The sequence below is a fragment of the Streptococcus sp. HMSC034B03 genome, assembly GCF_001838575.1.
Lineage (GTDB): Bacteria > Bacillota > Bacilli > Lactobacillales > Streptococcaceae > Streptococcus > Streptococcus anginosus.
This window is the reverse complement of sequence record NZ_KV837619.1, coordinates 25,483-37,102: the sequence shown is the minus strand read 5'-3', so window position 1 is coordinate 37,102 and position 11,620 is coordinate 25,483. Positions and strand designations below refer to the sequence as shown.

The window sequence follows — 11,620 nt, the reverse complement described above, 5'->3', positions numbered from 1 at the left end:
ATATGGTATAATGAAGTGATACTAATAAAGTGGGTGTAATATGTATATAGAAATGGTCGACGAGACAGGGCAAGTTTCAGAAGAAATCATCAAGCAAACACATGATATACTGGAATTTGCTGCTAAAAAGATTGGCAAAGAAGAAAAAGAAATGGCAGTGACATTTGTTACCAACGAGCGCAGCCATGAGCTGAATTTGGAATATCGAAATACAGATCGTCCGACAGATGTTATCAGCTTGGAGTACAAGCCTGAGCTGGACATTGCCATTGACGAGGAGGATTTACTAGAAAATCCTGAGCTGGCGGAAATGTTAGAGGATTTTGATGCCTATATCGGAGAGCTCTTTATTTCCATAGATAAGGCGCGTGAACAAGCAGAAGAATATGGTCACAGTTTTGAGCGAGAGATGGGGTTTCTTGCAGTGCATGGTTTTTTGCATATCAATGGATACGATCACTATACGCCAGAAGAAGAGGCGGAAATGTTTGGTTTACAGGAAGAAATTTTGACTGCTTATGGACTTACAAGACAATAAAAAAAACAAGCGCAAATGGAAGAATCGGGATGTCATTTCGAGTTTAGAATTTGCTCTGACAGGGATTTTTACGGCAATCAAAGAAGAACGTAATATGCGTAATCATGCCGTTTCAGCAGTTGCGGTCGTGCTTGCAGGATTGCTTTTTCGGGTATCTGCGATAGAGTGGCTCTTTCTCTTTTTGAGTATTTTTCTAGTCATTTCTTTTGAGATTATGAACTCTGCTATTGAAAATGTGGTAGACTTAGCTAGTGATTATCACTTCTCCATGCGAGCTAAAAACGCCAAGGATATGGCAGCAGGAGCTGTTTTGGTTGTTTCCGGTTTTGCGGTTATAACAGGAGTGATTATTTTCGTTCCGAAAATTTGGAATTTACTTTTTTAACATGAAAATCGGAGAATCCTTTCCGATTTTCTTATATTAGACTAATAAGGAATAAACGAGGTGAAAAATGACCTTTAAATCAGGATTTGTTGCTATTTTAGGACGTCCAAATGTTGGAAAGTCTACTTTTTTAAATCATGTTATGGGGCAAAAGATTGCTATCATGAGTGATAAGGCTCAGACGACTCGTAACAAGATTATGGGAATTTACACGACAGATCAGGAGCAGATTGTCTTTATTGATACGCCAGGGATTCATAAGCCAAAGACTGCCTTGGGCGACTTTATGGTGGAATCCGCTTACAGCACGTTGCGTGAAGTGGATACAGTTCTTTTTATGGTTTCTGCCGATGAAAACCGCGGTAAGGGTGATGATATGATTATGGAGCGTTTAAAAGTGGCTAAAGTTCCTGTTGTTCTGGTCATCAATAAAATTGATAAAGTACACCCGGATCAGCTGCTGAGTCAGATTGATGATTACCGCAAGCAGATGGACTTTAAGGAAGTTGTGCCAATTTCTGCTCTTCAAGGCAATAATGTTTCGCATCTAGTTGATATTTTAAGTGAAAACTTAGAGGAAGGTTTCCAATATTTCCCAGCTGACCAGATTACCGATCACCCTGAGCGTTTTTTGGTTTCTGAGATGATTCGGGAAAAGGTTTTATTGCTGACACGTGAAGAAATTCCGCATTCGGTGGCGGTGGTCATTGACAGTATGAAGCGGGATGAGGAGACTGACAAAGTGCATATCCGCGCTACCATTATGGTGGAAAGAGACAGTCAAAAGGGCATTATCATCGGCAAAGGCGGCTCTATGCTTAAGAAAATCGGCTCTTTGGCACGCCGCGACATTGAACTCATGCTAGGTGATAAAGTTTTTCTTGAAACTTGGGTTAAAGTCAAGAAAAACTGGCGGGACAAAAAGCTAGACTTGGCAGATTTTGGATATAACAAAAAGGAGTATTAGAGGCTGAGGAAGATGAGGTCGTTATTTGTCGCAGAAAAAGGACAGCAAAATGATAAGAGTATTGTCTTTTTGCATGCTTCTGGTTCTAGCAGTCAGATGTGGGCACATCATATCGCTGAGTTAAAAAATGATTTTCAATGTATAGCTGTTGATTTGCCTGGACATGCTTCTAGCCGCGACATTGGGTGGACAAATTTTAATGATGTTACAGAATGATTGCTGATATTATCAAAAACAGGGCTCACGGCAAGCCGCACCTTGTTGGACTATCGTTGGGAGGCGGTCTCGTTCTTAAATTGTTGGAAAAACATGCTGATTTATTTGATAGAGCGATTGTTGACGTTGCTAATCATGAACCGATTAATGGGCATGGTAAAGTCATTGCCGTTGTCTACATCATGTCGTTATTAAAAAACACTAAGCTAATGGGCAACCTTATGGCAAAAATGATGCAGAAAGATGGTGTACCTGAAGAGAGCTATCGTTAGTTCATAATGGATTTGCAAAGGGCTTCTGCTAAGTCTTTTCGCCGAGCAATGTTACAGGCAAATCTGCTGAGGATTACTGCAAATTTCGACAATCCTGTTTTCTTTGTTTCGGGCGGTAAAGAATCGAAGTCAATTCATGAATCTCATAAAGAATTGGTAAGAAAAAACAGACTGAGTAATTGTGCCTATTATCCAAATAAAGGGCATACTTGGTTGTTTAGTGATATTGACACGCATATACAATTACTCCGCTACTTTTTTAAGACGGAGCATTTCCATATAAATTGAAAGGTTTCTAAATATGGACTACATTTCCTACATTCGCTCAAAAGTTGGGCATGACAAGGTTATCCTGACCTTTGCTGGTGGTATTTTAGCAGATGACAAGGGATGCGTGCTGTTGCAACTACGCGGGGATAAGAAAACATGGGCTATTCCAGGCGGTGCAATGGAGCTTGGCGAATCCACTCTTGATACTGCTAAGCGTGAATTTTTTGAAGAAACTGGCATTGAAGTAGAAGCTACTCGTTTTCTCAATGTTTATAGTAATTTCGAGGAAGTTTATCCGAATGGTGATGCGGTGCAGACGGTTGTCTTCATCTATGAGCTGGCGGCGGTTTCACCAGTGAATATTGCAGATTTTCACAATGAGGAAACTCTACGCCTGCGTTTCTTTTCTAAGGAAGAAATTGAGAATTTAGAATCTGTGAGTAGTAAGCATCGCCTGATGTTAGCTGAGTATTTTGATGACAACTTTGCGATGGGACATTGAGTTGAGATTGACATATAATCCGTGATTAATTTATTTTTTAAGGAGATAGGGCAATGGAATTTGTAAATCTTTTAGTGGAAAATGTGGAACGAGCCGAGGAGCGTTTTTTGTCGGTGCTGACTAATTTATCTGTGGAAGAAGCGAATGCTTTTCCGGTTGCGGATACAGTTCCGTCCATTAAGTCTGTGACTTGGTTGACTTGGCATACGGCGCGGGAGCTGGATTTTCAGATTGCTGATTTAGCTAAGACCGAGCCAGTCTGGTTCTCTAAAGGTTGGAAGAAAAAGTTTGCCTTGGATTTGCCAGATGATACGGAAGATTGGCACCATACTCCTCAAGAAGCGCATAGAGTTGTGGTGACAGATATTGAGTTGCTCAAAGACTATCTGTCTGATGCGGTTGCGGCAACAATTGCTTATTTATCAGAGGTGAATGAAGCCAGTCTGGACGATGTTATTGATGAGAATTGGACTCCAGCTGTTAAGCGTGGGAATCGCTTAGTATCGATCATTGACGATGCTGCTATGCATTCAGGTCAGGCAATCTATGCTCGCCGCCTGCTAGGAAGAGAAGATTGAAAAAGGTAATGGTAGGGGAAATTCGAGCGGTCGAAAAATCTCATCTAGCTGACTGGGCTTACTTTGCTCATTTAGCTTGGAAGACAGAGAAAAAGAAATTACTAGCAGCATTTTCTGAAGGCAAATTTCCTAATGAATTTTTGTACTACATAGAAGGAGAAGCCGTTGCTTGGATCAGCTTATCTATGCGTTCGGAGTATGTGGAAGGAGCAGAGCAACTTCCTATCGCATATATTGAAGGCATAGCGGTAGCACCTGCTTTTCAAAGAAATGGCATCGCTCATCAACTTCTAGAGTTTGCACAGTCGTGGGCGAAAGAAAAAGGAGTGTACCAGCTAGCTTCAGATTGTGATATGGACAATGCAGTCAGTCAAGCTTTTCACAAGAGTGCGGGATTTGAAGAAATAAGTCGAACTGTTCATTATATGTTACATTTGGATAAGAAAGGATAAAGATTTTATGCCCGAATTACCAGAAGTAGAAACGGTACGCCGTGGTTTAGAGCGGCTGGGTAAAGGAAAAGAGATTGAAAAGGTAGATGTCCGTTATGCCAAGATGATTGGAACGGGGGCAGATCCTTTTGTCTTAGAATTACCAGGGCAAAGCATTAATGCTGTTGGGCGTCGGGGCAAGTATCTGATTTTTTATTTGACGAATTGGGTGCTGATTTCGCATTTGCGAATGGAAGGAAAGTATCTTTTCTATCCTGAAGAGGTCCAGTTGACGAAGCATTCTCATGTAATTTTTCATTTTACAGATGGCAGCAGCCTCGTTTATCAGGATGTTCGGAAATTTGGCACGATGGAGTTGTTGAGAAAAGAGCAATTAGAATCCTATTTTACTAAGCGAAGACTAGGACCAGAACCGACTGAATCAGATTTTCATTTACCACCATTTAAAGCTGCTCTGAAAAAATCTAAGAAATTGATTAAACCTTACCTGTTGGATCAAACTTTAGTAGCTGGTCTTGGCAATATCTATGTAGATGAAGTATTATGGCGGGCGCAGATTCATCCGGCAAGAGCAGCTCAAAGTTTGACTGCTGGAGAAGCAGAGAAATTACGCAAGCAGATTATTGCAGTCTTGCAGCTAGGTATTGAAAAAGGCGGTTCAACCATTCGCACCTACCGCAATGCTTTGGGAGAAGACGGAACCATGCAGGATTTCCTACAAGTCTATGGAAAAACAGGCCAACCTTGTACTAGATGCGGTCACGAAATTGAAAAAATCAAACTAGCTGGTCGTGGAACTCACCTTTGTCCACATTGTCAAAAAATGAGGTAGGACATGGCAAAAATAATCGGAATTACAGGCGGTATTGCTTCTGGAAAATCGACAGTCACAAATTATCTCAGGCAAAAGGGCTATCAGGTCATTGATGCGGATCAGGTGGTTCATGAATTGCAGGCGAAAGGCGGTAAACTCTATCAAGCATTGGTCAGCTGGCTAGGGTCTGCTATCTTGAACGAAGCAGGTGAGCTTGATCGTCCTAAACTATCTCAGCTCATTTTTTCTAGCCAAGAAAATTTAGCGAAATCTTCCCGGCTACAAAATGATATAATTCGGCAAGAGTTAGCCAATCGACGCGACCAACTGGCTAAGATTGAGGAGACTTTCTTTATGGATATTCCGCTCTTATTTGAGCAGGATTATGCAGACTGGTTTGATGAGGTTTGGCTAGTAGATGTGAGCAAAGGCACTCAGCTAGAACGTTTGATGGCTCGAAACAATCTTAGTCAAGAAGAGGCTCAACAACGCATAGCAGCTCAGCTTTCTTTGGCAGATAAAAGACAAAGAGCTGAGATTGTGATTGATAATAACGGTGCGCTTTCGAATACTTTAAAACAGTTGCAGGCGCTTTTAGACAAAGAAAGAAGATGATTTTATTAAGAATCAAGTGAAATGGAAACGGAATTTATGGATTGCTTGGCTGGGTAACTTTTTTATAGGTGCTAGCTTGTCACTAGTTGTTCCCTTTATGTCTTTGTACGTGGAAGAATTAGGCGCCAGAGGCTCTATGGTTGAATTTTATTCAGGCTTGGCGGTTTCGAGTACAGCTTTGACAGCCGCACTTTTGTCGCCTGTCTGGGGAAGTTTAGCTGATAGGTACGGTCGCAAACCAATGATGATTCGGGCAGCTTTTGCAATGACCTTTACGATGGGAGGCTTGGCTTTTGTACCGAATGTATTTTGGCTCATTGTATTGAGACTGTTAAATGGGGTGTTTTCTGGTTATGTACCGAATAGCACGGCTTTGATTGCTAGTCAAGCTCCTAAAAAACACTCTGGTTATGCCTTGGGAACATTGTCAACAGGTGTCGTAGCGGGGACTCTGATGGGACCGCTCTTAGGAGGAATGATAGCTCAAAGTTTGGGAATGAGAAATGTTTTCCTTTTGGTTGGATTTTTCTTGTTTGTCGTTACTTTGTGGACAATTTTTGGGATAAAAGAAGATTTTCATCCTGTCTCTAAAGGAAAAGAAGTTTCGACCAAGCAACTATTTCAACAAATTCCTCAAAAATCAATGCTTTTTGGCTTGTTTATTACTAGCATGGTGATTCAGATGATTGGACAGTCCATTTCCCCTATTTTGACACTTTATATCCGCTCTTTAGGGCAAAAAGAAAATTTGTTATTGGTATCTGGTGCAATCGTTTCAGCAATGGGCATTTCAAGCATATTTTCATCTGGTTGGCTGGGAAAATTAGGAGATAAAATAGGAAATCACCGTTTGCTCTTACTGGCTCTTTTGTATAGTTTTGTTATTTATATTTTCTGTGCGAGGGCTGGTACACCACTTGAATTGGGAATTTATCGCTTTCTATTTGGATTGGGCACTGGAGCTCTTCTGCCTGGAGTTAGCTCTCTCCTCAATAAAATCACACCAAAAGAAGGTATTTCACGGATTTTCAGTTACAATCAAACTTTCTTTTATATCGGTGGTGTTATTGGGCCGTTAATGGGGTCAGCTATTTCTGTTCATTTTGGCTATCATTGGGTTTTCTATAGCACAGCAGGTTTAGCGTTATTGAACTTCTTCTTTTTATTGTTTAGTTTTAGAAAATATTTAGGAGTAAAGGAAATCAGTGCGAGTAAAAATTAATTTAAAGTGTTCTTCTTGCGGCAGTCAGAATTATTTAACGAGTAAAAATATGAAAACACATCCAGAAAAGGTTGAGGTATTAAAATACTGTCCCAAAGAAAGAAAAGTGACCTTACATCTTGAATCAAAATAAGTTTTATGGTAAAATGAATGAGATTTTAAGGAGTTTGATATGTATAATTTATTATTAACCATTTTATTGATTTTATCAGTATTTATTTTAATCGCAATTTTTATGCAACCTACAAAAAATCAATCAAGTAATGTATTTGACGCAAGTGCAGGAGATTTGTTTGAACGACCAAAAGCAAGAGGCTTTGAAGCAGTTATGCAGCGTTTGACAGGAGTGATGGTTTTCTTTTGGTTGTTGATTGCACTAATGCTGACAATCTTATCTAGTAAATAAAATGGGCTCTGACTTTGTCTTTGCCTATTTTTTCTGTATTAGGTGAGGAAAAAGTAACTTAAAGTTTAGAGAATATAAGAAAAAAGGAAAGAATGAAAGAAGAAATTTTAAACTATTTAAGAGAAAAGAAAGAAGCTAGTATGGATGAGCTGGCACAAAGATTAGGAAAAGAAAAAGCAAAAGACTTTAGAAATTTAGTTCAGACGATTTCTGAAATGGAGCGAAAACGTCAATTGACCTTTAGCAATGCTGGGAAAATCCAACTTCGTAAAGAAAAGCAGCTGCTTACTTTGAAAGGGACCTTTCACGCCCATAAAAATGGCTTTGGCTTTGTTACCTTAAATGAAGAAGAGGATGATCTTTTTATTGGTCGCAATGATGTTAACTATGCGATTGATGGTGATACGGTAGAAGTTGCAATCACTAAGGTTGCAGATCGCAGCAAGGGAACGTCTGCTGAAGCGAAGGTTATTGATGTTTTGGAACACAGCTTAAAAACAGCAGTGGGTCAGCTCATCTTGGATGAAGAAAAGCCTAAGTATGCTGGTTATATTCGGTCAAAAAATCAGAAAATATCTCAACCTATTTATATCAAGAAACCAGCTTTGGTTTTGGATGGGACAGAGATTTTAAAAGTAGAGATTGATAAGTACCCGACTAAAAAACATGATTTTTTTGTAGCTACTATTTTGGATGTAGTGGGTCACAAGGATGATCCGGGTATTGATGTTCTGGAAGTTTTGGAGTCCATGGACATTGTGTCTGAGTTTCCAGAGAGAGTTTTGAAAGAAGCGTCAGCAATTCCGGATATGCCATCTAAAAAGGATTTTGAAGGTCGTTTAGATCTGCGTAATGAAATTACCTTTACTATTGATGGGGCGGATGCGAAAGATTTGGATGATGCAGTTCATATCAAGAAGCTGGAAAACGGGCATTTTGAACTAGGAGTTCACATTGCAGATGTTTCTTACTATGTCAAAGAAGGATCTGAGTTGGACAAGGAAGCCCTCAATCGAGCGACATCGGTTTATGTGATTGACCGAGTGGTGCCTATGCTACCTGAGCGCCTGTCCAATGGCATCTGCTCGCTCAATCCTAATGTAGATCGGCTGACGCAATCGGCTATCATGGAGATTGACCAAAAAGGTCAAGTTGTCAAGCATACTATTACTCAAACAATCATTAAAACTACTTTTCGTATGACCTATAGCGATGTGAATGACATGATTGTAGGAGATGAGGAAAAACGAGCAGCTTTTAAAGTGATTTTACCGAGTGTTGAAGCAATGGTGGAACTTCATACAATTCTTGAGCGGATGCGATACAAACGTGGAGCTCTTAATTTTGATACGAAAGAAGCTAAAATTTTGGTCAATAAGACTGGACGTCCAGTAGATATTATTTTACGTCAGCGGGGACTTGCGGAGCGTATGATTGAGTCCTTTATGCTGGTGGCCAATGAAACAGTGGCAGAGCATTTTGCTACGTTAAACCTGCCCTTTATCTATCGGATTCATGAAGAGCCTAAGGCTGAGAAAGTGCAGAAGTTTATTGATTATGCTTCTACTTTTGGCGTTCGGGTCTACGGAACGGCTAATTCTATGAGCCAATCTGCCCTTCAGGATATTATGAAAGCAGTCCAAGGTCAGCCTTATGAAGAAGTGCTGTCTATGATGCTTTTGCGTTCCATGCAGCAGGCTCGTTACTCAGAGCACAACCACGGTCATTATGGTTTGGCAGCCGAGTTTTATACTCACTTTACTAGTCCGATTCGCCGTTACCCAGACCTTCTGGTTCACCGTATGGTGCGCGATTATGGGCATTCTAAAGAAATAGCAGAGCATTTTGAACAAGTCATTCCAGATATTGCCAGTCAGTCTTCCAGCAGGGAACGGCGAGCTATTGAAGCAGAGCGAGAAGTAGAAGCTATGAAAAAGGCTGAGTTTATGGAAGAATTTGTGGGAGAAGAATTTGATGGTATTGTGTCAAGCGTTGTTAAATTCGGTCTTTTTGTTGAACTTCCAAACACAGTTGAAGGTTTGATTCATGTAACTAACCTGCCAGAATTTTTCCACTACAATGAACGCAATCTAACTTTACAGGGTGAAAAGTCAGGTGTTGTTTTCCGTGTCGGTCAACAGATTCACATTAAGCTAGTTCGGGCTGATAAGGCTACGGGAGAGATTGACTTTGAATACCTACCTAGTGAATATGACGTGATTGAAAAAAGAAAGCAATCCAATCGTGATAGGCGTCAACAGTCGCATCAAGATAACAGAGGACGAAGAGACAAATCTCCGAAAGGAAAAGTTCCTAGGGATAAGAAATTAAAGAAAAACAAGGGCAAGAGACCCTTTTATAAAGAAGTGGTAAAGAAAGGAAGCAAGAATGGCAAAGGGAGAAGGAAAGGTCGTAGCGCAAAATAAAAAAGCACGACACGACTATACGATTGTTGATACGATTGAAACGGGCATGGTTCTGACCGGAACTGAAATCAAAAGTGTGCGGGCTGCACGAATTAACCTGAAAGACGGCTTTGCTCAAGTCAAAAACGGAGAGGTCTGGCTCAGTAATGTTCACATCGCTCCCTATGAGGAGGGCAATATCTGGAATCAAGATCCTGAACGTAGGAGAAAATTGCTATTGCATAAAAAACAAATCCAGAAATTAGAGCAGGAAACCAAAGGAACTGGAATGACTTTGGTTCCCCTTAAAGTTTATCTTAAGGACGGTTATGCCAAGTTACTTTTAGGATTGGCTAAAGGGAAACACGACTATGACAAGCGTGAATCCATTAAACTTCGTGAGCAAAATAGAGATATTGCTCGGACGATTAAGGCTTATAATGTGAGATAATGTACAAGATATAAAAATCGGAAGTTGTTTCCGATTTTTCAGTAGTTTGAAATATTTTATCAGTTAATTTTTATCAAAAATCCTTTTCTAACATGGCAAAAGCTGAGAAATGTACTGCCCCCAAAAAGTTAGACAAAAAATATTAGTGAAAGGATTTAGTTCTGTACTGCACAGGACTAAGTCCTTTTAGTTTTGTTTTAATCCGTTTATTGTTGTAATAAACAATATAAGTTGCAATAGCTTTCTCCAGCTCATCAAGCGATTGATAACTCTTCTCATAACCGTAGAACATCTCCGATTTGAGGATGCCAAAGAAGGACTCCATCATCCCATTGTCTGGACTATTGCCCTTGCGAGACATAGATGGGACAATTCCTTTCGCTTCTAAGAATTGATGATAAGACTGGTGCTGATACTGCCAGCCTTGGTCACTGTGGAGAATGGTTCCCTTGTAGGTTTCAGCAGGAAAAGCCTTAGCTAACATTGTTCTGACCTGGTTCAAGTCAGGTGAACGTGACAAGGTAAAGGTAATGATTTCACTATTATACCCATCTAAAATAGGAGACAGGTAGAGCTTTCCATTGACGTTTGGTAAGGCAAATTCGGTTACATCTGTATAGCACTTTTCGTAAGGCCTAGAGCCTTCAAACTGACGCTGAATGAGATTCTCTGCTTTCTTACCAATCTCCCCCTTGTAAGAAGAATATTTCCGTTGACGGCGAATTCGAGCTTGTAGCCCCATCACTTGCATCAATCGCTGAACTTTCTTGTGATTGATATGAAAACCACGATTTTTCAGTTCAAGATGAATTCGACGATAACCATAGTTTCCCTTGTGCTCATCATAAATCAATTGAATTTCAGCTTTTAACTCTTGATCCTTGTCTGGTTTATCTAGCTGTTTTAGCTGGTAATAGTAAGTTGCACGAGAGAGTTTAGCGGTAGCTAGTAGGAAACTTAATCGGAATCCTTCCTTGACCATCTCTCTAATTGTCTCTGCTTTTCGCGCTGTAAGGCTTCGTCCCTTAAGCGTAACTCCCTCAACTTTTTTAGATAGGCATTCTCCGTTCTAAGACGCTCGTTCTCTTCTTGAAGTCGCTCTAGTTCCGTCATTTCTTCCCAAGTTTTCTTTTTCTTACGTCCCATCTTTGGTGGTCTCCCTTTTTGTTTCTCAACAATAGTATAGCCGTTTTTCTTATATTGTGCCAGCCAATTTGGGAGAGTCCCCCTGTTAGGAAGGGCAAAATCGAGAGAGACTGACAATTGAGAACGCCCTTCAAGAAGAACTTGATGAAGGATTTTTTGCTTTAGTTCAGGAGAATAATAAGTCTTCTTACCTCTCTTGACAATGTCTACTCCATGTCTATCAATTAGTCGAATCAGATATTCGATCCCTGACTGATTGAGGTTAAACTGTTTTGATAATGACTTGAGAGTTGCGCCGCTTTTTCGCAAGTAATAAATTTGAACCTTGTCTTCATAACTTAATTTCATAAAAATAACATCCCAAAAGTTAGAGTTTTCTTG

General features: G+C 40.2%; 14 protein-coding genes and 1 pseudogene. 14 read left to right on the top strand and 1 reads right to left on the bottom strand.

Annotated elements, in window-relative coordinates; translation table 11 throughout:
- The first annotated feature begins 40 nt into the window (after nt 1–40).
- The 14 genes and pseudogenes from ybeY (at nt 41) to smpB (ending at nt 10,093) form a co-directional block, all read left to right on the top strand.
- Entirely contained in the window at nt 41–538 is a 498-nt protein-coding gene (gene ybeY / locus HMPREF2634_RS00205; protein WP_003024775.1) for an rRNA maturation RNase YbeY, read from the top strand.
- Nucleotides 519–923 carry a diacylglycerol kinase family protein gene (locus HMPREF2634_RS00200; protein WP_003024772.1) on the top strand — a complete coding sequence of 135 codons (405 nt, stop codon included), beginning with the start codon at nt 519–521 and terminating at the stop codon, nt 921–923. The genes ybeY and HMPREF2634_RS00200 overlap by 20 nt, the downstream gene beginning before the upstream one ends.
- Nucleotides 924–990: 67 nt before the next feature.
- Complete coding sequence (gene era, locus HMPREF2634_RS00195) at nt 991–1,890, top strand: GTPase Era (RefSeq protein WP_021001626.1); 900 nt, start codon at nt 991–993, stop codon at nt 1,888–1,890.
- A gap of 12 nt (nt 1,891–1,902) precedes the next feature.
- A pseudogene (locus HMPREF2634_RS09825) lies at nt 1,903–2,677 on the top strand (alpha/beta fold hydrolase).
- 2 nt (nt 2,678–2,679) lie between these two features.
- Nucleotides 2,680–3,150, top strand: coding sequence for an NUDIX hydrolase (locus HMPREF2634_RS00180; RefSeq protein ID WP_003024764.1), 471 nt, complete (start codon nt 2,680–2,682; stop codon nt 3,148–3,150).
- 53 nt (nt 3,151–3,203) lie between these two features.
- Nucleotides 3,204–3,728: a DinB family protein gene (locus HMPREF2634_RS00175; RefSeq protein ID WP_003032811.1), complete on the top strand. Its 525-nt coding sequence runs from the start codon at nt 3,204–3,206 to the stop codon at nt 3,726–3,728.
- An 8-nt stretch (nt 3,729–3,736) separates the two neighbouring features.
- Nucleotides 3,737–4,180 (top strand): GNAT family N-acetyltransferase, encoded by a 444-nt coding sequence (locus tag HMPREF2634_RS00170; protein ID WP_021001627.1) that lies wholly within the window; start codon nt 3,737–3,739, stop codon nt 4,178–4,180.
- A gap of 7 nt (nt 4,181–4,187) precedes the next feature.
- Entirely contained in the window at nt 4,188–5,012 is an 825-nt protein-coding gene (gene mutM, locus HMPREF2634_RS00165; RefSeq protein ID WP_070836086.1) for a DNA-formamidopyrimidine glycosylase, read from the top strand.
- Nucleotides 5,013–5,015: 3 nt separating this feature from the next.
- Complete coding sequence (gene coaE / locus HMPREF2634_RS00160; RefSeq protein WP_021001628.1) at nt 5,016–5,609, top strand: dephospho-CoA kinase; 594 nt, start codon at nt 5,016–5,018, stop codon at nt 5,607–5,609.
- 16 nt (nt 5,610–5,625) lie between these two features.
- Nucleotides 5,626–6,831, top strand: a complete 1,206-nt coding sequence (locus HMPREF2634_RS00155) for a multidrug efflux MFS transporter (RefSeq protein ID WP_171004446.1) — start codon at nt 5,626–5,628, stop codon at nt 6,829–6,831.
- Nucleotides 6,815–6,964, top strand: coding sequence for a 50S ribosomal protein L33 (gene rpmG / locus HMPREF2634_RS09595; RefSeq protein WP_003024746.1), 150 nt, complete (start codon nt 6,815–6,817; stop codon nt 6,962–6,964). Before HMPREF2634_RS00155 ends, rpmG begins: the two co-directional genes overlap by 17 nt.
- Nucleotides 6,965–7,003: 39 nt before the next feature.
- The gene (gene secG, locus HMPREF2634_RS00150) at nt 7,004–7,237 is read left to right on the top strand and encodes a preprotein translocase subunit SecG (protein WP_003024744.1); all 234 of its coding nucleotides are present in this window, start codon (nt 7,004–7,006) and stop codon (nt 7,235–7,237) included.
- 92 nt (nt 7,238–7,329) lie between these two features.
- Nucleotides 7,330–9,663 (top strand): ribonuclease R, encoded by a 2,334-nt coding sequence (rnr, locus tag HMPREF2634_RS00145; protein ID WP_021001630.1) that lies wholly within the window; start codon nt 7,330–7,332, stop codon nt 9,661–9,663.
- Nucleotides 9,626–10,093: an SsrA-binding protein SmpB gene (gene smpB, locus HMPREF2634_RS00140; RefSeq protein ID WP_003024738.1), complete on the top strand. Its 468-nt coding sequence runs from the start codon at nt 9,626–9,628 to the stop codon at nt 10,091–10,093. The genes rnr and smpB overlap by 38 nt, the downstream gene beginning before the upstream one ends.
- Nucleotides 10,094–10,235: 142 nt before the next feature.
- Here the strand turns inward: smpB and HMPREF2634_RS09590 are convergent.
- Nucleotides 10,236–11,587, bottom strand: a protein-coding gene (locus HMPREF2634_RS09590) for an IS3 family transposase (protein ID WP_106079248.1) whose coding sequence is annotated in 2 segments (ribosomal slippage) — nt 10,236–11,125 and nt 11,125–11,587 — 1,353 coding nt in all. Because the reading frame shifts where the segments join, the coding sequence is not laid out codon by codon here.
- Between the last annotated feature and the right edge of the window lie 33 nt (nt 11,588–11,620).

Bases quoted from the DNA above. Each gene is read 5' to 3' on its own strand.
- coaE (WP_021001628.1), top strand. From the start codon at position 5,016: ATGGCAAAAATAATCGGAATTACAGGCGGTATTGCTTCTGGAAAATCG.
- secG (WP_003024744.1), top strand. From the start codon at position 7,004: ATGTATAATTTATTATTAACCATTTTATTGATTTTATCAGTATTTATT.
- HMPREF2634_RS00170 (WP_021001627.1), top strand. From the start codon at position 3,737: ATGGTAGGGGAAATTCGAGCGGTCGAAAAATCTCATCTAGCTGACTGG.
- era (WP_021001626.1), top strand. From the start codon at position 991: ATGACCTTTAAATCAGGATTTGTTGCTATTTTAGGACGTCCAAATGTT.
- mutM (WP_070836086.1), top strand. From the start codon at position 4,188: ATGCCCGAATTACCAGAAGTAGAAACGGTACGCCGTGGTTTAGAGCGG.
- HMPREF2634_RS00175 (WP_003032811.1), top strand. From the start codon at position 3,204: ATGGAATTTGTAAATCTTTTAGTGGAAAATGTGGAACGAGCCGAGGAG.
- smpB (WP_003024738.1), top strand. From the start codon at position 9,626: ATGGCAAAGGGAGAAGGAAAGGTCGTAGCGCAAAATAAAAAAGCACGA.
- HMPREF2634_RS00180 (WP_003024764.1), top strand. From the start codon at position 2,680: ATGGACTACATTTCCTACATTCGCTCAAAAGTTGGGCATGACAAGGTT.
- rnr (WP_021001630.1), top strand. From the start codon at position 7,330: ATGAAAGAAGAAATTTTAAACTATTTAAGAGAAAAGAAAGAAGCTAGT.
- HMPREF2634_RS00200 (WP_003024772.1), top strand. From the start codon at position 519: ATGGACTTACAAGACAATAAAAAAAACAAGCGCAAATGGAAGAATCGG.
- ybeY (WP_003024775.1), top strand. From the start codon at position 41: ATGTATATAGAAATGGTCGACGAGACAGGGCAAGTTTCAGAAGAAATC.